Source organism: Nonomuraea jiangxiensis, from assembly GCF_900099965.1.
Taxonomy (GTDB): domain Bacteria; phylum Actinomycetota; class Actinomycetes; order Streptosporangiales; family Streptosporangiaceae; genus Nonomuraea; species Nonomuraea jiangxiensis.
This window is the reverse complement of record NZ_FNDJ01000008.1, coordinates 133,900-155,287: the sequence shown is the minus strand read 5'-3', so window position 1 is coordinate 155,287 and position 21,388 is coordinate 133,900. Positions and strand designations below refer to the sequence as shown.

The 21,388-nt window shown below is 70.1% G+C and carries 21 protein-coding genes; 13 read left to right on the top strand and 8 right to left on the bottom strand.

Annotation, left to right across the window (positions count from 1 at the left end; translation table 11 throughout):
- Nucleotides 1-133: 133 nt before the first annotated feature.
- Together BLS95_RS19030 and BLS95_RS19025 are read left to right on the top strand one after the other, a co-directional pair.
- Nucleotides 134-1,534: a M23 family metallopeptidase gene (locus tag BLS95_RS19030; protein ID WP_090933039.1), complete on the top strand. Its 1,401-nt coding sequence runs from the start codon at nt 134-136 to the stop codon at nt 1,532-1,534.
- Between the two features lie 86 nt (nt 1,535-1,620).
- Entirely contained in the window at nt 1,621-3,060 is a 1,440-nt protein-coding gene (locus BLS95_RS19025) for a hypothetical protein (protein WP_143043789.1), read from the top strand.
- A gap of 548 nt (nt 3,061-3,608) precedes the next feature.
- Here BLS95_RS19025 and BLS95_RS19020 read toward each other — a convergent pair.
- The 3 genes from BLS95_RS19020 to BLS95_RS19010 all read right to left on the bottom strand — a co-directional run bounded on the left by BLS95_RS19020 (nt 3,609) and on the right by BLS95_RS19010 (nt 5,916).
- Nucleotides 3,609-3,839 (bottom strand): DUF6289 family protein, encoded by a 231-nt coding sequence (locus BLS95_RS19020; protein ID WP_090933034.1) that lies wholly within the window; start codon nt 3,837-3,839, stop codon nt 3,609-3,611.
- Between the two features lie 129 nt (nt 3,840-3,968).
- The gene (locus BLS95_RS19015) at nt 3,969-4,331 is read right to left on the bottom strand and encodes a hypothetical protein (protein WP_090933032.1); all 363 of its coding nucleotides are present in this window, start codon (nt 4,329-4,331) and stop codon (nt 3,969-3,971) included.
- Between the two features lie 58 nt (nt 4,332-4,389).
- Complete coding sequence (locus BLS95_RS19010; RefSeq protein WP_176993265.1) at nt 4,390-5,916, bottom strand: alkaline phosphatase D family protein; 1,527 nt, start codon at nt 5,914-5,916, stop codon at nt 4,390-4,392.
- A gap of 251 nt (nt 5,917-6,167) precedes the next feature.
- Here BLS95_RS19010 and BLS95_RS19005 point away from each other — a divergent pair, with 251 nt between their 5' ends.
- Entirely contained in the window at nt 6,168-7,718 is a 1,551-nt protein-coding gene (locus BLS95_RS19005) for a M4 family metallopeptidase (RefSeq protein ID WP_090933028.1), read from the top strand.
- A 248-nt stretch (nt 7,719-7,966) separates the two neighbouring features.
- Here BLS95_RS19005 and BLS95_RS19000 read toward each other — a convergent pair whose 3' ends face one another.
- On the bottom strand, nt 7,967-9,235 hold the full coding sequence (locus BLS95_RS19000; RefSeq protein ID WP_143043788.1) for an MFS transporter: 1,269 nt from the start codon (nt 9,233-9,235) through the stop codon (nt 7,967-7,969).
- Between the two features lie 123 nt (nt 9,236-9,358).
- A complete protein-coding gene (locus BLS95_RS18995) occupies nt 9,359-10,147 on the bottom strand; it encodes an MBL fold metallo-hydrolase (RefSeq protein WP_090933026.1) in 789 nt (262 codons plus the stop codon).
- Nucleotides 10,148-10,233: 86 nt separating this feature from the next.
- Between BLS95_RS18995 and BLS95_RS18990 the strand changes: the two genes are divergently transcribed.
- The 4 genes from BLS95_RS18990 (at nt 10,234) to BLS95_RS18975 (ending at nt 13,273) form a co-directional block, all read left to right on the top strand.
- Nucleotides 10,234-10,833 carry a CGNR zinc finger domain-containing protein gene (locus tag BLS95_RS18990; protein ID WP_090933024.1) on the top strand — a complete coding sequence of 200 codons (600 nt, stop codon included), beginning with the start codon at nt 10,234-10,236 and terminating at the stop codon, nt 10,831-10,833.
- A gap of 90 nt (nt 10,834-10,923) precedes the next feature.
- Nucleotides 10,924-11,256, top strand: coding sequence for a PadR family transcriptional regulator (locus tag BLS95_RS18985; RefSeq protein WP_245765147.1), 333 nt, complete (start codon nt 10,924-10,926; stop codon nt 11,254-11,256).
- A complete protein-coding gene (locus tag BLS95_RS18980) occupies nt 11,253-12,176 on the top strand; it encodes a hypothetical protein (RefSeq protein WP_090933020.1) in 924 nt (307 codons plus the stop codon). The genes BLS95_RS18985 and BLS95_RS18980 overlap by 4 nt, the downstream gene beginning before the upstream one ends.
- Before the next feature lie 104 nt (nt 12,177-12,280).
- The gene (locus BLS95_RS18975; protein WP_090933018.1) at nt 12,281-13,273 is read left to right on the top strand and encodes a DUF5937 family protein; all 993 of its coding nucleotides are present in this window, start codon (nt 12,281-12,283) and stop codon (nt 13,271-13,273) included.
- Nucleotides 13,274-13,277: 4 nt separating this feature from the next.
- Here the strand turns inward: BLS95_RS18975 and BLS95_RS18970 are convergent, their stop codons facing one another.
- Nucleotides 13,278-13,661: a RidA family protein gene (locus BLS95_RS18970; protein WP_090933016.1), complete on the bottom strand. Its 384-nt coding sequence runs from the start codon at nt 13,659-13,661 to the stop codon at nt 13,278-13,280.
- 356 nt (nt 13,662-14,017) lie between these two features.
- Between BLS95_RS18970 and BLS95_RS18965 the strand changes: the two genes are divergently transcribed.
- Nucleotides 14,018-15,001, top strand: a complete 984-nt coding sequence (locus BLS95_RS18965) for a serine hydrolase domain-containing protein (RefSeq protein WP_176993264.1) — start codon at nt 14,018-14,020, stop codon at nt 14,999-15,001.
- A 97-nt stretch (nt 15,002-15,098) separates the two neighbouring features.
- Here BLS95_RS18965 and BLS95_RS18960 read toward each other — a convergent pair whose 3' ends face one another.
- Entirely contained in the window at nt 15,099-15,980 is an 882-nt protein-coding gene (locus BLS95_RS18960) for an SDR family oxidoreductase (RefSeq protein ID WP_090933012.1), read from the bottom strand.
- 125 nt (nt 15,981-16,105) lie between these two features.
- Between BLS95_RS18960 and BLS95_RS18955 the strand changes: the two genes are divergently transcribed.
- Nucleotides 16,106-16,645 (top strand): TetR/AcrR family transcriptional regulator, encoded by a 540-nt coding sequence (locus BLS95_RS18955; RefSeq protein ID WP_218135844.1) that lies wholly within the window; start codon nt 16,106-16,108, stop codon nt 16,643-16,645.
- A 62-nt stretch (nt 16,646-16,707) separates the two neighbouring features.
- Here the strand turns inward: BLS95_RS18955 and BLS95_RS18950 are convergent, their stop codons facing one another.
- A complete protein-coding gene (locus BLS95_RS18950) occupies nt 16,708-17,673 on the bottom strand; it encodes a zinc-dependent alcohol dehydrogenase family protein (protein ID WP_090933007.1) in 966 nt (321 codons plus the stop codon).
- A 146-nt stretch (nt 17,674-17,819) separates the two neighbouring features.
- On the opposite strand from BLS95_RS18950, the gene BLS95_RS18945 reads away from it, so the two are divergent.
- The 4 genes from BLS95_RS18945 to BLS95_RS18930 all read left to right on the top strand — a co-directional run bounded on the left by BLS95_RS18945 (nt 17,820) and on the right by BLS95_RS18930 (nt 21,348).
- Nucleotides 17,820-18,461, top strand: a complete 642-nt coding sequence (locus BLS95_RS18945; protein ID WP_176993263.1) for a TetR/AcrR family transcriptional regulator — start codon at nt 17,820-17,822, stop codon at nt 18,459-18,461.
- A gap of 81 nt (nt 18,462-18,542) precedes the next feature.
- Nucleotides 18,543-19,412 carry a helix-turn-helix transcriptional regulator gene (locus tag BLS95_RS18940; RefSeq protein WP_090933006.1) on the top strand — a complete coding sequence of 290 codons (870 nt, stop codon included), beginning with the start codon at nt 18,543-18,545 and terminating at the stop codon, nt 19,410-19,412.
- 26 nt (nt 19,413-19,438) lie between these two features.
- Nucleotides 19,439-20,191, top strand: a complete 753-nt coding sequence (locus BLS95_RS18935) for an SDR family NAD(P)-dependent oxidoreductase (protein ID WP_090933004.1) — start codon at nt 19,439-19,441, stop codon at nt 20,189-20,191.
- 152 nt (nt 20,192-20,343) lie between these two features.
- Nucleotides 20,344-21,348, top strand: a complete 1,005-nt coding sequence (locus BLS95_RS18930) for a coiled-coil domain-containing protein (protein WP_090933002.1) — start codon at nt 20,344-20,346, stop codon at nt 21,346-21,348.
- The last annotated feature ends 40 nt before the right edge of the window (nt 21,349-21,388 follow it).

Genomic DNA, 21,388 nt, shown 5'->3' with positions numbered 1-21,388 from the left:
GGATGACAGTGGCGCGAAAACCACGCGAAAACGCGACTCAGCCAGTGGTCCGCATACTTCCGATCAAGAGCCTTGAAGGCACGAAGAAGCTGACCTGCTTCTTCTCGTACGCGCTGTCTCTGTGAGGACCCCGATGACGAGAACCACCATCCCTGCCCGGCTTCGCCGTACGGTCGCCGTGAGCACGCTCGCCCTGGCCGCGCTCGCGGTGGCCCCCGCCTTACCCGCGAACGCCGCCGTGCCCGCGTTCCAGCTGCCCTTCCCCTGTGGCCAGAAATGGCAGCTGAACAGCTGGGCACACGCTCCCGCGCTGGACATGGTCAAGGAGCCCGACCAGGTCGGCACCGAGGGCGCCCTGCTCGTGGCCCCGGCCGGCGGGACGGTCCGCCAGTCCTACTTCCACCAGAACGCCGGCAACATGATCCAGATCGATCATGGCGGCGGTCATTTCACCACCTACATCCACCTTCAGTCCCGGGCCGTCAACGTCGGCGCGCGGGTCCAGGAAGGACAGACCATCGGCCGGGTGGGCGCCACCGGCCCGACCTCCAACGGCCACCCCCACCTCCACTACGAGCAGGGCTTCGACGCCAACGGCGACGGCCGCGTGACGTGGGGAGCGGCGGGCACCGAGCGGGTCATCGCCACCTTCAACGGTGTCCAGTACGGCCAGAGCAACGGCCGCCAGTGGGACAACGTCACCAGCGCCAACAGCTGTCAGAGCGTGACGCCGGTGGACGGGCGGCTGTACCGCGAGCCGAGCGGGACGATCGCGGTGATCGCCGGTGGTGCCCCGGTGCGGTTCGCCAGCATGGACGAGCTCAGGGCCGCCGGGTACGGGAGTGCTCCGTTGATCGGGGTGCCGGCCGGTTGGCTGAACAGCCTGCCGCAGGAGCCGCGTGACGGGACCTTCTTGCGCGACGCCGCCAACGGTGCCATTTCGGTCATCGCGGGTGGCGCCAAGTACGGGCTGACCCTGGCCGAATGGGAGGCCATGGGCAGGCCGGGCTCGATCAACGTGCCCCTGCGGGTCATCAACGAGTACGGGCGGATTCCGGCGGACGGAACTCTGCTGCGTAACCACACCGACGGAGCCATCTCGGTCGTAGCCGGTGGCGCCAAGTACGGGCTGAGCCTGGCCCAGTGGGAGAGGCTCGGCAAGCCGGCCTCGGTCAACGTGCCGATCGGTTTCATCAACACCCTCGGAAGCGACCCGCGGCCCGGCACCCTGCTGCGTGACGTCGCCAACGGTTCCATCTACCTGACGATCGGCGGCGCCAAGTACGGGCTGACCTGGGCCGAGTACGAGCGCCTCGACAACCCGCCGTTCGCCAACGTGCCGATCGAGTGGATCAACACCTTCCGGGCGATCCCCCGCGACGGCAGCTACCTGCGCAACGTCGAGGACGGCACGATCTACGTGATGACCGGCGGCAAGAAGGACGCCCTCAGCTACGAGGAATGGGACCGCCTCGGCAAGCCCGCCTCGACCAACGTCCCCGTCGGCTTCCTCAACCAGATCCCCAGCGCCTGACCTTCCTGAACCTCCGGAGGGCCCTGGCACCCGACCCTGCGGGCGGGCCCTCCGGATCACGACCCCTCTTGACCTTGGAGTATGTCTTGAACCGACGATTTCTCTCGCGCGCCGCCGTGGCGGCGCTGGCCGTCATGGCCACCGGGCTGTTAGCCGCCCCCGTCCATGCCGCCACCGACCCGACCCCCACCCCGAAAGCACCCGGGAACGACCTGAGCATCGCCTGGGCCACGGTCGCCTGTGATCCCCGGGGCACCACCGCGGCGGACGCGGCCGCGGCCAGCCGGCTCAACGGCGTCCTGCAGGGCAGGCTGCGTGGCTACATGACGGCGTACCGGGTCTCCTGCGCGCGCATGGTGATCAAGGCCGTGCAGGACCGGGACCTGAACACGCGGGCCGCCACCATCGCCATCACGACGACGATCGTCGAAAGCAACATCGAGAACATCAGCGAGATGGTGGACCACACCAGCCTGGGCCTGTTCCAGCAGCAGGACAACTGGGGCTCCAGGGAACAGCGGCTCAACCCCGCCTGGGCCACCAACGCCTTCCTCGACAAGATGATCAGGAAGTACCCCGGCAACGCGTGGATGACCGCCCCGATCGGCGAGGTGTGCCAGGCGGTCCAGGTGTCGTCCTATCCCACCCGCTACCAGGAGCAGGCCGCCGACGGCCAGCGCATCGTCAACGAGGTCTGGCCCCTGGTCTCCGCGCCCGTCACGGCGGTGGAGGGCCGGTTGTACCGCGAGCCGAGCGGGACGATCGCGGTGATCGCCGGTGGTGCCCCGGTGCGGTTCGCCAGCATGGACGAGCTGGCGGCTACCGGGTATGGCAGTGCTCCGCTGACCGCGGTGCCGGCCGGTTGGCTGAACCGGCTGCCGCAGGAGCCGCGTGACGGGACGTTCTTGCGGGACGCGGCCAACGGTGCGATTTCGGTCATCGCGGGTGGTGCCAAGTACGGGCTGACCCTGGCCGAATGGGAGGCCATGGGCAGGCCGGGCTCGATCAACGTGCCCCTGCGAGTGATCAACGAGTACGGGCGGGTTCCGGCGGACGGGACTCTGCTGCGTAACCACACCGACGGGGCCATCTCGGTGGTGGCCGGTGGCGCGAAATACGGGCTGAGCCTGGCGCAGTGGGAGAGGCTCGGCAAGCCGGCCTCGGTCAACGTGCCGATCGGCTTCATCAACACCCTCGGGAGCGACCCGCGGCCGGGCACCTTCCTGCGTGACGTCGCCAACGGCTCGATCTACCTGACGATCGGCGGCGCGAAGTACGGGCTGACCTGGGCCGAGTACGAGCGCCTGGGCTACCCCGGGTTCGCGAACGTGCCGATCGAGTGGATCAACACCTTCCGGGCGATCCCCCGCGACGGCAGCTACCTGCGCAACGTCGAGGACGGCACGATCTACGTGATGACCGGCGGCAAGAAGGACGCTCTCACGTACGAGGAGTGGGACCGCCTCGGCAAGCCCGCCTCGACCAACGTCCCCGTCGGCTTCCTCAACCAGATCCCCAACGCCTGACCAGAACAAGAGGCGATGATCCGCCGCTGACTCCCGGCATGCCCGGGGTCGGCGGCGGACCTCTTTACGCCGGTTCGGTGGCGGCGAAGCCACGGGTATTGCCGTTTCCCCCCGACGGTAATCCGGCGGCCTACGGGGTGGCGCTGTCGCAAGTGCCTGGTCACGCTTGTGAATGGGGCACGCCTCATATGGCCCAGTTCAGGCCGGCTCATCTAGACGCGCTCCGAGGTGGCGGCCAATGATGGGAGTCAGCTTCGCCTCGTGCGAATGCGAATGGGAGAGGAGATGCCCATGTACGCAGGACTCATGATCGCTCTTCGACCTCCTCCTCGCCGCCGCCAACGCGAGCGCATGCGGAACCCCGAAAAGTACCGCTACCGGCGCCGCCGTCAGTTCCGTCAGCACCGTTAGTGAGGACCTAGGCTTCAGACCCTCACGACGAACTGACCGTGTCGATGGGCTCGGGGAAATCCGGGCCCATCGCTCGGATCAGGCCTCCTCGGCGCCGTCCCGAGGAGGCCGTCCCGAAACAGCCTGCGAAGCCGTCGTCAGCAGGGAATCTCCGTGAACTCGGGGTAGATGCTGCGGACCCCCCAGCTCTGAGCGTCGCCGGCGCAGCCCTCGTACTTCTGGCCTACGACACTGGTGTAGGCGCTGTCCGAGTAGTACGTGGTGACGCAGTAGTGGTCGGGGAAGCAGGGTCGCGCCTGCGCGGGCGCCGCGGTGACGGCGATGGTGGCGATGCCGAAGAACGTGGCCAGGAGGGCGCGGCGAATCATGTCGATCCTTCCGGTGGGGGCTGCTTTGATGATCGGTTGATTCGGCACCCGGCTCAAGATGAACTGCGGTCGTGGCCGTATCCGGACACCAGGAACCGGGCGCGCGGCCGCCTTCAGGGCAAGGACCTGTCAGTGCAGCGGAGCGTACGGCTCCCACAAGGCCGCGAGCGCCGCCACGGCCGCGAAGGCCGTGAGCTGCATGACCACGATGCCATGACGTCGGCGCCGCCAGGCGGCAACCACAGTGACGATCAAGATCAAGGCCATGACCGTGAAGGAGCCGTAGGCGACGGTGGAGCGAAAGGCCATCTCCGCCTGCCACTGCGCGGGGGAGGGGTCTTCGCCCGAGCAGAGCACAGTGGCGCCGTCGCACAGCACGCCCCGGTTGCGTGCCCGGTCGATGGCGAACCCTATCGCCATCAACAGAACCACGTCCCCAATCAGCACTGCGACAGCGGCGACACTGCGCCCGGTTAAGTCGTCCCTCTTCACAGGCAAAGCCTAGAGACCGCAGATCCGGCGCGCACCTTCGCCAACGGTCCGCGGGGTGTCAGAGCCGGCGCACCGATCCGACCTCGGCGCCGGCGTCCAGGAGCCAGCGGTCGGACACGCTCACGGCGCCGTTCGGCCGGTCCACCTGGTTGCCGAGCACGTACGCCGACGTCCAGGTCGAGGAGGTGAGCGCGCAGTCCAGGTAGCCGCGGTACGCGTTCAGCTCCCCGTTCTGGGCGTAGGCGTAGGAGGCGCGGTAGGCGCCGGTGTCGGCGTTCCTGTCGTAGTCGGTGGCGCTGTTGCTGCTCACCGGGGGGCCGACGAACTCGGTGGCGACGAGCGCGGACATCGTGTCGCGCTGCTGCCGCACGTGCGTGACGATCCCGCGGTGGGTGTCGCCGCTCAGCACCACGGGATTGAAGGCGCGGCGCCGGCGGGCCGCCAGCCGCTTGGCCAGGGCGTCCGTCAGCGCGCCGCGGTCGGCGTCGAAGCCGGACCAGCCGCCGCCCAAGTTCGGGAACCACGAGACCGGCTGGCTCGAACCGATGGCCGTCCAGGTGGCGTGCGAACCGGCGACCGTGTCGAGCAGCCAGTCCAGTTGCTCCCGCCCGAGGATCGTGCCCGGCGCCCGGTACTGCCGCCCGTCGGTGAGCAGCAGATCCAGGTTCGAGCCCCACTTGACGCGGCGATGGAGCGTCAGCTGCATCAGCCCGGACGCGGTGTCCAGCACCGGCGGGCCGCCGCGCAGCGGCATGTTCTCCCAGTACGCCTGCAACGCCACCGCAAGCTGGGCCCGCTCCCCGGGAGTCATGCCGGGGGCACGGCCCTGTACGTCGTTCCAGAACTCGTGGTCGTCGGGCACCGCGTAGGTGGGGAACCGCGCGTGCATGTCCAGCAGCGCCAGCCGCGACTTGTACTGCCCGTACCGGATCCGGTAGTCCGACAGTGACACGATCTGCCGGGGCGGGAGGTGGCCCGGCCGGCCGAAGTCGTAGATGTAGTCGCCGAGGTAGGCCACGAAGTCGATGTCGTCGCGGGTGGCGAGGTCGGCGATGCCGTTGAAGTAGAAGATGCCGCTGCCGGGCTTGGCCATGTTCTGGCAGCTGAGGATGGCGAAACGGACCGGGACGTCGGCCGAGGGCACCGGGGTGGTGTGGGTACGGCCGACCGGGCTGACCCAGTCACCGACGCGGAACCGGTAGTGATACGTGGTGTCCGGATGCAGGCCGGTGACGTCGACGTGTACGGCCCAGGCGTACTGCGGCTCGGCGACGAAGACACCGGTCGCGTGCGGACGGCTGTCGAGGGCCTCGGGCGTCTCCGCGACCGTCCACTCGACCGGGATCGGGCCCTGCCCGTCCATGCCCAGCCCGGGCTCGGTCGGCTGGGTGGTCAGACGCGTCCAGATCACGACGGCGCCCGGCAGCGCGTCACCGGAGGCGACGCCGACGGTGAACGGGGTGGACGGGAACGCGGCGGCGGAGGCCGGGGCCGCCTGCCACAGGGCGCCGACGGCCAGACCGCCGGCGGCGATCGCGGCACCTCGGGCGTTGACGAGGAACGTCCTGCGACTGAGCTCGGGCATGTTCGACCCGCTTTCTTGCATGAGGGTGAGAGCGGATCTACGAGTACGCGGGGCCGACGAATATCAGCCCAACCGCGCGTGGTCGCTCGACGAACTCCTCATGGCACAGCCGGCCCGGACACCCTCGTCATCCATACCACCGCGTTATGGGCAAACTGAGAGGTATCGCGTAGGTCACGCGCGATGCACTCTGAGTTCATCCCCAGCCGGCCGGGGCTCGTCCACTCCACCCCCCTGAGGAGCAACGAGCCGTGAACTCCAAGCTCAGGTTGGGCGCTGCCGCCACCCTCGCGTTAGCCCTGACCGTCACCGCACCGGTGGGCCTCACAAGCGCGAACGCCCAGGTGGCCGACCCGCCCTCACCGTCGGAGCGCCGCACCGCGGTGGCGACCGCGCAGAACGTCATCGCGTCCAGCAGGACGCAGCTCCTGGCCGCCGACCAGGACGCCTTCTCCCTGTCGTCGGCCATCGCCGGCGTCAACGGCATACAGCACCTCACGTACGCCCGTACGTACGCCGGCCTGCCCGTCTTCGGCGGCGAGGTGGTCGTCACGACCGACAAGGCAGGCCAGGCCGTCAGCACGATCGACACCGGTCAGCAGGCGAAGATCGCCCTGGACACCAAGCCGCGGATCGCCGCGCAGGCGGCGGCGGACACCGCCCGCAACGTGGCGCCCAAGGCCGCCTCGATCAGCACGCCGGCTCTCGTGGTGCACGCCGCCACGCCCACGCCGCGCCTGGCGTGGGAGGTCGTGGCCGCCACCGAGGACGAGTCCAGCATCGTGCACGTGTACGTGGACGCGCGTGACGGCCAGGTCATCGACCAGTGGGACCAGGTGGTCGACGGCACCGGCAACAGCTATTACAACGGCAACCCGGTCACCATCGACACGTCCCCGTCCTACGTGATGCGCGACCCCACGCGCACCGGCATCCAGTGCGGCGGCCAGAACGGCACGGCGTACACCAAGTCGACCGACAGCTGGGGCAACGGCAGCGGCACGAACCTGGAGACGGCCTGCGTCGACGCGCTCTTCGCGGCCCAGCGCGAGTGGGACATGCTCCGCGACTGGCTCGGTCGCAACGGCATCAACGGCTCGGGCCGCGGCTACCCCGCGAGGGTCGGGCTGAACCAGGCCAACGCCTTCTGGAACGGGTCGTACGCCTCCTTCGGCCGTAACTCGGCCGGCACCCAGCAGGCCACTTCGATGGACGTCGTCGGGCACGAGTTCGGCCACGGTATCTTCCAGTTCTCCGGCGGCAGCGGTGGCAGCGGCAACGAGTCCGGCGGCCTGAACGAGTCGACGGGTGACATCTTCGGCGCGCTGACCGAGGCGTACGTCAACGAGCCGGCCAGCCTCGACCCGCCCGACTACCTGGTCGGTGAGGAGGTCAACCTGTCGGGCCGCGGCGCGATCAGGAACATGTACAACCCGTCGGCGCTGGGGCACCCGAACTGCTACAGCTCCTCCATCCCGGGCACCGAGGTGCACGCGGCGGCCGGACCGCAGAACCACTGGTTCTACCTGCTGGCCGAGGGCACGAACCCGAGCGGCAAGCCGGCCAGCAGCCGGTGCGATGGTGGCCCCGCCATCACCGGCGTCGGCATCCGTAAGGCGGGCCAGATCTTCATGACCGGCCTGAACATGAAGACGGCGCCGTGGACGCACGCCAAGGCACGCGTGGCCACGCTGCGGGCGGCCAGGACGCTGTACACCGGCTGCGTCGAGTTCAACGTCATCAAGGCGGCCTGGAGCGGGGTGAACGTGCCTGCGCAGAGCGGCGAGCCGACCTGTCCCTGAGCATGATGGCGGCCCTGTTCAGCGCGGATCCGTACTCCGCCTGAACAGGGCGCCGCAGGTCCCTATGGCATACCCCCCACCATCGGCCCATCGAGGCCGCCCGCGACCGCTTCGACTCCTGAGGGCCGCGGACGGAAGGCGAGCCCGCGCAGCGCACCGGCAAGCACAAGGGTCACAACGCCCTTCCCTTGCCGGCGTCTACCGCGCCCTCGCAGAACACGACAAGACACAGGAAGCGGGGCCAGCGCTCACCGGCTGCGCGCTGCGGCGACGACCGCCGGCACGATGAGCAGCGCCAGGATGCCGCCGCCGAGGGCAAGCAGAGGGTAGCCCGCAACGGCGACGACGAGGCCCGAGGCCATACCGCCAGTGGCGCCGGCGATGGAGATGGAGACGTCGACCAGGCCCTGGGTTGTGGCGCGGGTGGCCGGCGGGACGGCGTCGGTGATGATCGCGGTGCCGGCTACGAGGCCGAAGTTCCAGCCCAGCCCCAGCAGCGCCAGGGCCACCGCGAACGCGGCGACGGAGTCATCGGGTGCGCCGGCGGCCACGATTCCGGCGGCCAGAAGGACCAGCCCGGAGGCGGCGGCTACCGTCAGGCGGCCGTAGCGGTCGACGAGCCAGCCGGTCAAGGGCGAGGGCAGGTACATCGCGCCGATGTGGATGGCGATGACGAGCCCGGATGCGGCCGTGCCGTGGCCGTGGTCGTGCATGTGGACGGGCGTCATCGTCATGATCGCGACCATGACGAGCTGGGTGAGCACCATGACCAGCGCACCGGCCGGCACGCCGGGGCGACGCCTTTCGGCCGCCGGACGCGGCCGGCCATCGGCATCGCCCGGCTGCGCGTACGGCGCGACGGTGCGTTCGGACTCCAGGGCGCGGGCCAGGAGCAGCGGGTCGGGGCGCAGCCAGATGGCCAGGACCGAAGCGGCCATCGCGTAGGCGGCGCCGGCGAGGAGGAACGGCCCGGCCAGGTAGGGGATGCCCAGGGCGTGAGCGAGGTCGCCGGTGGGTGCGGCGAGGTTGGGTCCGACCACGCCGCCCAGGGTGGTGGCGACCAGTACGGTGGACACGGCACGGGCTCGGTGCGCGGGGGCGGCCAGATCGGCTCCGGCGTAGCGGGCCAGCAGGGTGGTGGCGGAGCCGGCGCCGTACACGAACAGCGCGAGGAACAGCAGGACCGCGTTGCCGGCGACGGCGGCGGCGATGACGCCGGCGCTGCCGACGGCACCGGCCAGATACCCGGCGGCAAGGCCGGGGCGGCGGCCGGACGCTTGGGAAATGCGCCCGACGGCGACGGCCGCCAGCGCGGAACCGGCGGTGCCCACGGCACTGGGCAGGCCGGCGAGGCCGGTGGAGCCGAGCATGTCCTGCGCGAGCAGGGCGCCGACGGTCACGCCGGCCGCCAGTCCAACGCCGCTGAGGACTTGGGCGGCGACCAGGACGATCAGGGAGCGGCGCTGCGCCTGAAGGCGCGGGACGTCCCCGATCCGGGCAGGAACGTTAGTCGTCACGAGAGTTCTTTCGATCGGGGTGACCGGACCAGCCGCCGCCGGCAGCGCGGTTCCGACAGGTCAGGTCGGCGGGATCCGACACGGCGGGGCCCGGTGGAGCAGCGCATCGTCCTCGGCGCGCGCTCAGCCCCGGTCGCCCAGGTCCAGGCGGTCGGCCAACCCGGCGTCGGTGAAGGCGGCCACCAGTTCGTCACGGCCCTCGGTGAAGTGGGCCCAGCTGTCGTAGTGGACCGGAACCACCCGGCGGGCGCCGAGGATCTTGGCGGCCTCGGCGGCCTGCGCGCTGTCGATGACGATCAGCTTGCCGTCGAAGAGGTGGGGGAAGCGGGGGCCTCCGGCGAACAGGATGGCGGTGTCCACCGGGCCGAATCGGTCGGCGATCTGCCTGACCAGGTCGAGCGAGGCGTTGTCGCCGCTGACGTAGACCGTGGGCAGGCCCTCCCCGGTCAGGACGAATCCGACGACTTGGCCGGTGATGGGTTCGACCTCCTCGCGTGGGCCGGGTCCGTGAATGGCGGGCACGCCTGTGACGGTGATCGTGCCGCCGCCGGAGCGGTCCAGCTCGATCGACTCCCAGTCGGCCAGCCCCTTGACCCCATTCCCCAGGCGCTGCGCGCCCCCAGGCGTGGTGAGCGTGAGCGAAACGTCGGCAAGCAACGCCCGGCCGGAGTTGTCCAGGTTGTCGGGGTGCTCGTCATGGGAGAGCAGGACCACGTCGATACGGCCGAGGTCGGCCGGTACGGCGGAGGAGGGAGCCGTCTTGGTCAGCCGGCCGCCCGGTACCTGGTAGTCGCCGGGAGCGTCGAAGGTCGGGTCGGTCAGGAAGCGCAGGCCACCGTATTCGAAAAGGGCGGTTGGGCCGCCGAAGACGCGAACGGGGTTCTGCTCGGTGGTCGTACTGAAACTGGACATGCAGACACCTCACGGATGCGAGAAGGTTTATCCGTGACGAAGGTAGTGGTGTCTCACGGACTAATGCAAGCCGTACCATGAGAGCCATGAGCGAGACCCCCACCGCCGAGTCTGTGCTGCCGCCCGCGCCAGGGGCGGAGGACTACCTCGCCCTCGACTTCGTCAACAGCGCCATCGCGTTGCCGGGAGGGCAGTTCATCGATCTGCTCGGCACCCCCGAGGCGACTAATCGCTGGCTCGCCGAACGCGGCCTCGCTCCGGCCGACGCCGGGGTGCAGGAGATGTGCGCCACGCAACTGCGCTCGCTGCGCGAACACGTCCGGGCACTGTTCGCCGCCCGCGTTGGCGGGCTGCCCGCCCTGCCTTCGGCTCTGTCCGCCGTCAATGTCGCGCTGAGCAGGGTCCCGACGGCTGCCCTGTTGCAGTGGGACGAGAAGGGCGGCCCCTATCGCGCGGCGCCGTGCCCCGCCAACGAGATCCTCGACCACGCTCTCGCCACGCTTGCGGCCAACGCGGCGGACCTGCTCACCTGCCCCGACGCCGAACGCCTCACCGCCTGCGGATCCACCCCCTGCAACCGCTACCTGCTGCGCCACGGCCGCCGCCACTGGTGCTCCACCCGTTGCGGCGACCGCGCCCGCGCCGCCCGCGCCTACGCCCGGCGCGCCTCTTCGCAGCCCCGCTGACGTAACGGCAACCTGGGGCAGGGCGGCACCCCGTGAACGATCGTGACGGTCTCTCGTCTCATAGGCAGATGATCGGTATATATTGATCAAATGAGGCAAATGCAGGAGCCGACCTTCCTGATCCTGACCGCGCTGGCCAAAGGCCCACAACACGGCTACGGAGTGATCACGGATGTGGAGCGCATCTCCGACGGGCAGGTCCGCCTACGCGCCGGCACCTTGTACGCCGCCTTCGACCGCCTCCAGGACGAGGGTCTCATCGCCGAGGACCGAGAGGAGATCGTCGACGGCCGGGTGCGCCGCTACTACCGGCTGACCGGCGACGGTGCGGCGAGACTGGCGGCGGAGGCCGAGCGGATGCGCAGGCACGCCAAGGCGGCCACCGCACGCCTGCGCGCAATCGGTTCGGGAGGAACGGCATGAGCCCGCTCGAAGCCCGCTACCGCCGTCTCCTGGCCGCCTACCCGCGCGAGCACCGGGCGCGGCACGAGGAAGAGATGATCGGCGTGCTCCTCGCCGGGGCGCGGTCCGGCCAGACCCGTCCCCATCCGGCCGACGCGGCCGACTTACTGTGGGGCGCGCTGCGCGTCCATGGGCGGCGAGCCTTCGGCCCCGCCTCCGCGCCGGCCTGGCGCGACGGGCTGTCGCTCGCCATGGCGCTGTGGCCGTTCCTGATGCTGGCGGGCGCGCTGGCGACCGGGCTGCTCCATGGTGCCGAAACCATGCGGTACGTGGGGGTCGCCGCTGTGGAGCGCCCGAGCTGGATTCTGCACCTGGCCGAGCCGATCGTCGTCGCGGCCTTGCCGGTGCTGGCCGTACTGCTCGGCCGACGGTGGATCGCCGTGCTGGGCGTGGTCGCGTTCGTGCTGTATCAGGCCGGCCACCCCCGTCTCCTGGAGCTGGACACGCTGTTGTTCCCCAACCACGGCCCGGTCCTGCTGGCCCATCTCGCGACCGTCGTCATCGCCTTCGCGCCCGCGGCGTATCGTGCGATCACGGTCATTCCCCGGCGGGCCTTCCTGCTGTGGGGGCCGCTCGCCGTGGCGGGACTGACCGCCAGCAAGGCCATCGTGCGCTGGGTGGACGTGACCACCCACCACGACATCGTGACCTGGAAACCCGTGCCCTGGCTCGTCGTGGTCGGGCTGGCGGCCGGGTACGCGTGCCGGTCGGCGGTGGGGCGGAGGGCGGCGCTGCTGCTGTTCCTGCCCGCGGCGGCCTTGGGCGACCTCGGGGACCTGCCGTCGGTGCCCACCTCCACGGCCCTCGCCCAACTGGGGTGCGCGGCCCTGGCCTTCGCCGCGGCGGCTGCCTTGACCCGGAGACGAGCCCCGGCTTCTTGAAGAAACCGCCCAGCGGATCAACGACCCGGTCGAGGCCGGAGTGACCACCGGGCGATCCAGCATCACTTCATCGCCATGGGGAGCGTGCCGCTAACCTCCGGCGTATGCCGCGCTTGATGTTCTCCCACTCGGACCTCGGCCGTGTCCGATTCGCCATCCTGCCCTTCCAGGAAACGCTGAAAGCGGCGCGTGGCCTCGGACTGCCGAAACCGCCGCCCGGCCTGGCCTCGTGGCGTCACGTCAGTCGTGCAGCCCTGCCTGCGGTGGCTCGGCCGGTGGTGACACTGTGCTCGGCGCACACCTGGCACCTGCCGGACTTTCTGACGCCGCAGCCCTCTGCTGACCTGATGTCGTTCGAGGACGAACTCCACGCGGCGCTGGACGACCCTTCAGCGCCGGTACAGCGGGACACCGCCGCCTTCACCGGCGTGCTGAAGACCGTTCCGGTGGTCGTGGACACGCTGCTGCATCACCCCGACCGCGGTCGGCGAACGTTGAGGCAGGCTTTCACGGCGTTCCACCAAGCGGTGCTGGCCCCCGACTGGCCACGGTTGCACGCCCAGTTGGCGGCGGATGTGGCCTATCGTGCACGGCTCATGGCACAGCATGGCCTGGACGCCATGCTCGCCACTTTGTGCCCCCCACATGTGCGTTGGGAGTATCCGCATCTGACCGTAACCGGGCCGGGCGCGCCCGATTTCGCCCTCGGCGGCCGCGGGCTGGTTCTGGTGCCGAGCATGTTCCTGACGGATGGGGTGCACCGGCAGCTCAACGACCGGCAGCAGCCGATGCTCTTCTACCCGGCGCGCACGGCCGGGGCGTACTGGCGTGACGGCGGTGGACGCGGCTGGCCGGATGGGCGTTTGGCCGGGGCGATCGGTGAGCGTAAGGCGTCGGTACTGCGGGCACTTGCCGATCGCCCCGGGTGCGGCACCACGGACCTCGCCACGGCGTTGGGAGTCACGCCGGCCACCGCCTCGACACATGTGGCGAATCTGCGACGTGCCGGGCTGGTCGCGACCACCCGGGTGGCACGAACGGCTCGGCACGATCTGACTCCGCTGGGCCTGCACCTGCTGGACGCGCACATCGGCTGATCGCTCACTCCATGGCGATCGCCTCGATTTCCAGTAGCCATTCTTCGGAATAGATGTCGGTGATGATGATGGTGAGAGCCGGACGGTGGTCGCCGAGGATCTCGTTGCGGATGCGGCCGTTGGCTTCCCGGTACACGCGGTCGGACAGGTACGTCGTGACTTTGGCCAGGTTTCGTACTCCCATGTCGGCCTCGGCCAGAACGGTGAGCAGGTTGTGCCACGTCAAACGGCACTGGGAGTCGAAGTCTGCGGGAACCGTACCCTGTCGGACCCAGGGGACCTGGCCGCTGACGAACACAGTGCGGCGGGCACCGGCCACCAAGGTGCCATGCGTGTAGTTGCCCGTCGCATCCGGGAGCGTCGCGGGATCGAGAGCCGAAATTTCCATGGCGGCGACGATAGGTACGCGGCCACCCGAGTCACAAACACTTCGAGGATTCATCGAATCGTTCAGGGCGATCAACGGGTCAAAAGGTTCCAGCCGCCGCCAGAGCTGTGCTCTATATGGATGAGCGTTATCTTGTGCCGCTGATCGTTGCAGGGCGTTAGCCAGAGGCGCAGTTGGAGTTGGCAGGCGGGCCGGCCGACCGGGGGAAAGACGCGATCATGTCAGTCGCGGGTGGGACAGGTTCCTGGAATGGAGTCCGTCAGATTCCGCAGGACGGCTTCCACTCGGAGCGAGGCTTTCCACGCTGTGCTGTATCAACGGATCGGCAACGATCCAGGCGCTGGCAGGATCATGCCGTGTCCCAGCTACACCAACGAATAGCAGCCCTGATCTCCGAAGCCGGTTACCGCGATGACGAACCGATCGTGGTCGGGGTGCAGCAACGCGCCGCGCCGCCCGTCCTCCTCGCCCAAGGGCTGACATCCACCGGTGAGCCAGTTACCGCCACCACGCTCGCCTACGCGGCGTCACTGTCGAAGCAGATGACCGCGGCCTGCGCGGCGCTGCTCGCCCAGAAGGGCGTGCTGGACATGGAAGCGCCCCTGTCACGCTGGCTGCCCGAGCTACCGGCGTGGGCCGGCACCGTCCGCCTGCGGCACCTCGTCCATCACACCGCGGCCCTCCCCGCCGATTCCAAGGTCGATGCCATCACCGGCAACGCCGATAGGACCACGCCAGGCATCATTCAAGCCCTGACCCAGTTCCTGGCCCTGGACCGCCGGCCGGGCACCGAACACGTCTATTCCAACGCCGGATACGTCTGCCTGGCCGCGGTGGTGGAACGAGCAGCGGACCTGCCGCTGCCCGACTTCGCCCGGCGCCACCTGTTCGTTCCGCTGGCGATGGCAGACACTCGCTTCTGGCCCGGGCCCGGCCCCACGCCTCCGGGTGCCGCGCCGCTCGCCCGGCTTCATCCCGCCCCGCTGTCCCTGGGCGACGGAGGAATATGGACGACCCTCGGCGATCTGCTGCGCTGGGGCCAGGCGCTCAACGCCGACGAACTCGGCATCTCGGGGCTCCTACAGACCCCTGGACGCCTCGATGACGGAACGCCGATCGACTACGCCTGGGGTATCGGCGTCCGATCACACGCCGGGCACCGCGTCTATCGGCACGGAGGAGGCTGGATAGGCCTGCGTGCCCTACACGCCCGAGTACCCGACCTGGACCTAAGCGTGGCCCTTATCGCGATCAACGACCACACCGAACGCCGAGTCCGGCTCCTCAACAGCCTGCTCGATGTGGTAAACCTCCCACCCCTTCAAGAACAGCAGACATGATCGCTTCACACATCACGCCAGGGCGGGTGGCGATCCGGTGAGGATCAAGACGGTCGATCGCGAGTGACGTGGGGAGGGTCTGCCTGAGCGTGCCGGGTCAGGGCTGGATGTTCTCCAGGTCCTCCAGGAGGGGCGGGTGCTTCGGCTCCCAGCCGAGTGCCTGCCGGGTGTGGGTGCTGGAGGAGGGCTGGTCCATTGCGAAGATCGGGCCGAGAGGGCCGTACGTCTCCGATGGCACCGACTCGACCGGAAGGCTCAGTCGTCGGCCGATGACCGCGGCGATGTCACGCACCTTGTCGCCCTCGTCGGCCACGGCGTGCCAGGCGGTGCCGGCCGGTGCCTGCTCCAGGGCCAGCCGGAAGAGGACGGCCGCGTCGAGCGCGTGCACAGCCGGCCAACGCTGTGCGCCGTCGCCCGGGTAGCCGGACAATCCGGTCCGGCGTGCGATGTCGGTCAGCAAACCGGCGAACCCGCCCGTGCCCTGGTTGTGAACCGTACGCGGCAGGCGTACGGCCGTGGTCCGGACTCCGCGCGAGGCCAGCTCCAGGACGGCCATGACCGCCCGACCACGACCACCGACCGGACCGTCGGTCGGCAGCGGGTCGGCCTCGGTGGAGACGCGGCCCGGCACATAGGGCGTACCCGAGACGGTGACGAAGGGGCGGTCGCTGCCGACGAGCTCCTCGCCGAGGGTCGCGATGGCGGCGCTTTCCTCGGCGACCGCCTTTGCGACGGCCTCGGGGCTGCTGAAGTCGTTGGCGAATGCCAGGTGGATCACCCCGTCGGCCTGAGCGACGCCGGCGCGAAGGACGTCCAGATCGGCGAGACCTCCCCGGAGCGGCTCGGCACCGGCCGCCTCGGCGACCAGCGCGGACGCGTCGGAGCGGGCGAGCGCGAGGACGGTATGGCCGTTGCCGAGCAGTTCGGCGACGACGGCGGAACCGATCAGACCGGTGCCACCCGTGACAAAAACATGCATGGAACTCTCCCGTAAGTGATGGGACTCTTGTCCCGTCACTTTAGCAGGGTGATGGGACAAGAGTCCCATCGCGGTACGATGGATCTATGGGTCGGTGGGAACCAGGCGCACGCGAACGCCTCGTCGTGGCTGCGGTCGACCTGTTCACCGAGCAGGGTTACGACGCCACGACGGTCGCGCAGATCGCCGAGCGCGCCGGCGTCACCAAAAGCACGTTCTTCCGGCACTTTCCGGATAAGCGCGAGCTGCTGGTGGCCGGACAGGAGACGTTGAGCCGGCTGCTGGCCGAGGGGATCGTCGAGGCGCCCGATGACGCCAGCCCGCTCGAGGCGGTCGCCGCCGGTCTCGAGCGCGCGTCGAGCGCGATGGGCTCCATGAATCGCGATCTCGCCCCTCGCCTGAAGGCGGCCGTCGCCGCCAGCGCCGAGCTTCAAGAGCGTGACGCCCTCAAAAGCGTCAGCCTCGCGGCCGCGATGACAACCGCTCTGATCGCCCGCGGCGTACCCGACACGACCGCGGCGCTCGCGGGCGAGCTGGGCGTCCTCGCCTTCAAGCGGGGGTACGCCGAATGGTCCGAGGGCGAGCGTGACGGCAAGGACGAGCTCGCCGCGTACGTCCTGGCGGCCCTGGACGAGCTGCGTGCGGCGAGCGCATCGCTGGGCTGACCGGGACGACCTCATCGGCTACCCGCGGCCGATATCCGAGGCCACGGATGAGCCGTGCCTGTTCAGGGGGTCAGCACGATCCTGCCGAACACCTCGCCCGCATCCATCTTCCGGTGGGCCGGCACCGCCTGGTCCAGCGGCAGCACTTCGTGCACGACCGTGCGCAGGTCCCCGCGTACGGCCTCCGCGAACTGGGACGACCGTACGGCCTGCCTGTCGGGGGCGGGCACGGTGTCGGCGCTGAAGGTGGCGAACGACAGCGACTTGCGGAAGGCGTCCATCAGCCGCATGCCGAAGTCCGCCGGCGGCTGCCCGCCGACCACGCCGACGGCCATGAACCGCCCGTTGGGGTTCAACCTGTCCAGCCAGAGGGGAAGCTGGGGACCTCCCACCACATCGATCACCACGTCGAAGCCCGACGGCGCGTCCGAGCCGCCGCCCTCGCCGGAACGGTCGAGAACATGGGTCGCACCCAGGTCCCTCAGGCGGGCGCCGCGCTCCGCCGATGAGGTGGTGACCACCACCGCGCCAGCGCCGCCCCTGGCCGCGAGCTGGACCGCCGTGATCCCGATGCTGCCCGCCGCACCGCGCACGAGAACCGCCTCGCCGGGCGCGAAACGGGCGCGGTCGAGGGCGAAGTGGGCGACCACGCCCGAGCCGCCGAGGGCCACCGCGTCGGCGCCGGTCAGGCCGTCGGGCAGCGGAAGAACGTCCTGAACCGCGGCGACGGCCTGCTCGGCGTACCCACCGGACAGGCCGGTGAACGCCCACACCCGCCGACCCGTCCACGAGGGGTCCACGCCCTCTCCCACGGCGGTGACGCTTCCCGCGACCTCGCTGCCGAGGAGATGGCCTTCCCGGAAGCCGTAGGCGGCGAGCGTTCCCCGGCGGATCACGGCGTCCACGCCGCCCACCCCGATCGCCTCCGTGGCGATCCGCACCTGCCCGGCGGCAGGGACGGGCACGGGCAGGTCGACCACCTCCAGGCCGTCGGGGGTTCCGAACGTACTGATCACGACGGCTTTCATCTGGGCTCCTCGGGTCGGTGGATGGACAGGTCACGGCTGCGACGGCCGTGGGCGGCGAGCCGGCCGCACAGCCGAGGGACGGGGGCGGCGCCACTGCCATCGGACCGTAACGGACGCACCCGTCCGTTTGGCTAAAGTGAGAAGCGATGACCGCCCGTTTGCCTCACACCGTGCGCTCCGACGCCCGCGACAACCGAGCCCGCATCCTGGACGCCGCCCGCGCCGTGTTCGGCGAGGAGGGCCTGAGCGCCCCCATGCGTACGGTCGCCCGGCACGCGGGTGTCGGCCCCGCCACGCTCTACCGGCACTTCCCGACCAAGCGTGACCTGATCGTGGAAACCTTCGCCGAGCAACGGCGAGCCTGCCACGCCGTCGTCCGCGACGCCCTCGCGGACTCCGACCCGTGGCACGGGTTCGGGAGCCTGGTCGAGGGGATCTTCGAACTCCACGCCCACAGCCGGGGCTTCGCCGATGCCTTCATGACGGCCTTCCCCGAGGCCATGGATTTCACAGCCGACCGGGAGCGGACCTTGCGCGCGGTCGCCGAACTGGCCCGCCGCGCCAAGGAGACCGGCCAGTTGCGCCCCGGCTTCGTCATCGACGACCTGATGCTGATGCTCATGGCCCACCGGGGCGTCCAGGACGCGCCGCGTGCCGCCCGGCTCCCGGCTTCCCGCCGCTTCGCCGCCTACGTGATCGAGGCGTTCCGCGCCGTACCAGAGACGGGACCGCTGCCGCCGGCTCCACGCCTGCGGGCAGCGGAGCGCCAAGAATGGGGTGCGGTGTGATCGTGTCCATGACCGGGGAACGCCCAACGCGTGGATGCGCCGTACAGACGAGGTCTGTTAATCGCGACATAGCATGAGCTGATGGGCATTTCCCGGCTCCCCGCGGATGCGCGGCAGCGGCGCAGTTCCGAGATGCGCGCGTTCCTCCGGTCGCGGCGAGCGCGGGTGACGCCCGCTGACGTGGGCATGCCGGCAGGGGAGGGCCGCCGTACGCCAGGGCTGCGGCGGGAGGAGGTGGCGGTGCTCGCCGGCCTGGGAGTGTCCTGGTACACCTGGCTTGAGCAGGGACGCGACATCAACGTCTCCGCCGACGTCCTGGACGCCATCGCCAGGGTGCTGCGCCTGGAGCCCGCCGAGCGCGAGCACCTGTACCTCCTCGCCGGCCTCAATCCGCCGCAGGCGGCGCCGTCCGAAGGCCGGGTCCCCGAGGCCGTACGGCGGCTGCTGGAGGGCTGGCTGCCGCGACCCGCGTACGTCATCGACCGGCACTGGAACGTCCTCGCGATCAACCGCGCGGCGGAGATCGTGTTCCAGTGCAACGAGTACGACCACAACTGCCTGGTCAGCTTCTTCACCAACGCCCGCTACCGTGCGGCGGTCGTGGACTGGCACGACACGGCGCGAGCGATGGTCGGCCTGTTCCGGGCGGACGCCGCCCGCTACCCGGACGATCCCGAGTTCGGCCGCCTGGCCGCGGACCTGTGCGCCGCGAGCCCCGCCTTCGCCGAGATCTGGGCGGAACTCCCGGTCGGCGGTCCCACCCACGGCACCAAGGCCCTGGAGATTCCCGGCCTGGGGACGCTGACCTTCGAGGCCACCACCCTGCCGCTGCCCGAACTGCCCGGCCACCGCCTGTCGCTGCACACCCCCGCACCAGGGACGGGAACGGACGCCCTGCTGGAGCGCTTGGTGGTGGTGTCAGACCCAGGTTCGGCCGACACTGCCGCGTAGGCCCGCGCCGCTCGAGGATCGTCGTCATGAAGCGATTCACGAACAGAACGGTTCTGATCACCGGCGGGACCAGCGGCATCGGCTTCGCGACCGCGCGCAGACTCCTCGACGAGGGCGCGTACGTCGTCATCACCGGCCGCGACAAGGCCCGCCTCGACGTCGCGACAGAACGCCTGGACTCCGAGCGGGTCCTGCCCGTCCGCGCGGACGTCAGCGTCGACGCCGACCTCGATCTCCTCGTACGACGCATCGAGACCTGGCGCGGCGCTCTCGACGCGGTCTTCGCCAATGCCGGAATCGCGGACTTCAGGCCAGAATTCACCCCGAAGGACTTCGACCACACCGTCGGAATCAACTTCAAGGGAGTGTTCTTCACGATCCAGAAGGCGCTGCCGCTGATGGGCGACGGAGGCGCCGTCGTCATCAACGCCTCCTGGACCCTGCACCGCGGACTCCCGGTGGCCTCGATCTACGCCGCCAGCAAGGCGGCCGTGCACAATCTCGCCCGCACGCTCGGCACCGACCTCGCGCCGCGTGGCATCCGCGTCAACTCCGTCAGCCCCGGCTACATCGAGACCGAGATGTACCGGTCCGCCATCGACCCCGACGCGGAGACCCGCATCCTGGCGGAGGTGCCGCTCGGCTCGCTCGGCCACCCGGACGATGTCGCCGCCGCCGTCGCCTTCCTGGCCTCGGACGACGCGTCGTACATCACCGGTCAGGACCTCGTCATCGACGGCGGCCTCGTGGGAGCGGCGCCCCTCGGGCTGCGCCTCTGACAGCCGTACGACAGCCGCGGGGCCGAGTCCGCCTCGGCCTTCGGCTTCCGTACCCGCTCCCGCTACGTTGACTTCGATTCCGCGTCGTGACGCAACAGATCTGATTTTCTGAATTTGATTTTCTGGAAAATAGATAATGCTAGGCTGCCGGCGTGGCTGCTGAGAGCGGTGCCGTGACGCCCTGTAAGCACTGTGGATCGCCGATCGAGCAGCGGCGGGGACGAGGGCGGCCCAAGGCGTACTGTCCTGAGAAGGACTGTCAGGCCGCCGCCAAGCGCGAGCGTGAGCTGCGGCGTGCGACCCCCGGCCTGGAAGGGGCGCTGGCCAGGGCCGAGCAGCTGTACGACCGGATGGAGAGCGGGCTGGCGGCGGCCATCGAGCCGCTGGCGCGGGCGTTGGCCGACGAGCTGAGCCCCGCTGGGGTGGAGGCGAAGCTGAGCGCGGTGCAGGCCGAGGCGCACACGCGGGTCGCCATCGCCCGCACCGAGCGGGAGCAGGCCTTCGAGCAGGTACGGCTGGCGCGCGAGGCCGCGGAGCACGCCCGCAGGCAGACGGCCGAGATGCGGGAACGGCTCGAAGAGGCCGAGAACGAGCGGGAGACCGCGTTGGGCGACGCCGAGCGAGCCCGCGAACAGGCGCTGGCCGCCCTGCGGGAGGCCGCGAGCACCGAGCGGCAGGCGCTGCAGAAGGCCGACAAGGCGCGGCGGCAGGCGGAGCTGGCCGACAAACGGGCGCGGGAGGCGGAGCACCGGGTCGCGGCGGCGGAGCAGGCGCGGGACCAGGCCGTTCGGGAGATGGCCGAGCGGGTGGAGATGGCGGACAGGCGCGCCCGGGAGGCTGAGGGCCGGGCTGAGCAGGCCGCCGACGAGGCGCGGGCCATGGTCGAAAGGAACACCGCTGAGGCGCGGGAGCTGGTCGAGAAGAGCGCTGCCGAGGCGCGGGCGCTTGTCGTACAGGCGGAAGAGAGTCTTGCGCGGTCCCGGGAGGAGCGGGACCGGGCGCGGGAGGAATCGAGGTCGGAAAACGACCTGTTGCGGGCTGAGCTGAGGTTGGAGCGGGCGCGGCTGGAGGATTCACGGGCTGAGCTGGAGGCGGCCCGCGCCGAGGCGGCTCAGCTGCGGGAACGGGCCGTGGCAGCCGAGCTCCGGTTCACGTAGGCGTGCACCCTTGGGGGCGCGATGGCGTTCGGCGGCCTTA

Coding starts and splice junctions, on each gene's coding strand:
- BLS95_RS18985 (WP_245765147.1), top strand. CDS start 10,924: ATGAGGCAAATGCAGGAGCCGACCTTCCTGATCCTGACCGCGCTGGCC.
- BLS95_RS18995 (WP_090933026.1), bottom strand. CDS start 10,147: ATGTCCAGTTTCAGTACGACCACCGAGCAGAACCCCGTTCGCGTCTTC.
- BLS95_RS18935 (WP_090933004.1), top strand. CDS start 19,439: ATGAAGCGATTCACGAACAGAACGGTTCTGATCACCGGCGGGACCAGC.
- BLS95_RS18990 (WP_090933024.1), top strand. CDS start 10,234: ATGAGCGAGACCCCCACCGCCGAGTCTGTGCTGCCGCCCGCGCCAGGG.
- BLS95_RS18980 (WP_090933020.1), top strand. CDS start 11,253: ATGAGCCCGCTCGAAGCCCGCTACCGCCGTCTCCTGGCCGCCTACCCG.
- BLS95_RS18970 (WP_090933016.1), bottom strand. CDS start 13,661: ATGGAAATTTCGGCTCTCGATCCCGCGACGCTCCCGGATGCGACGGGC.
- BLS95_RS18975 (WP_090933018.1), top strand. CDS start 12,281: ATGCCGCGCTTGATGTTCTCCCACTCGGACCTCGGCCGTGTCCGATTC.
- BLS95_RS19030 (WP_090933039.1), top strand. CDS start 134: ATGACGAGAACCACCATCCCTGCCCGGCTTCGCCGTACGGTCGCCGTG.
- BLS95_RS19010 (WP_176993265.1), bottom strand. CDS start 5,916: ATGCCCGAGCTCAGTCGCAGGACGTTCCTCGTCAACGCCCGAGGTGCC.
- BLS95_RS18940 (WP_090933006.1), top strand. CDS start 18,543: ATGGGCATTTCCCGGCTCCCCGCGGATGCGCGGCAGCGGCGCAGTTCC.
- BLS95_RS18960 (WP_090933012.1), bottom strand. CDS start 15,980: ATGCATGTTTTTGTCACGGGTGGCACCGGTCTGATCGGTTCCGCCGTC.
- BLS95_RS18950 (WP_090933007.1), bottom strand. CDS start 17,673: ATGAAAGCCGTCGTGATCAGTACGTTCGGAACCCCCGACGGCCTGGAG.
- BLS95_RS18945 (WP_176993263.1), top strand. CDS start 17,820: ATGACCGCCCGTTTGCCTCACACCGTGCGCTCCGACGCCCGCGACAAC.
- BLS95_RS19020 (WP_090933034.1), bottom strand. CDS start 3,839: ATGATTCGCCGCGCCCTCCTGGCCACGTTCTTCGGCATCGCCACCATC.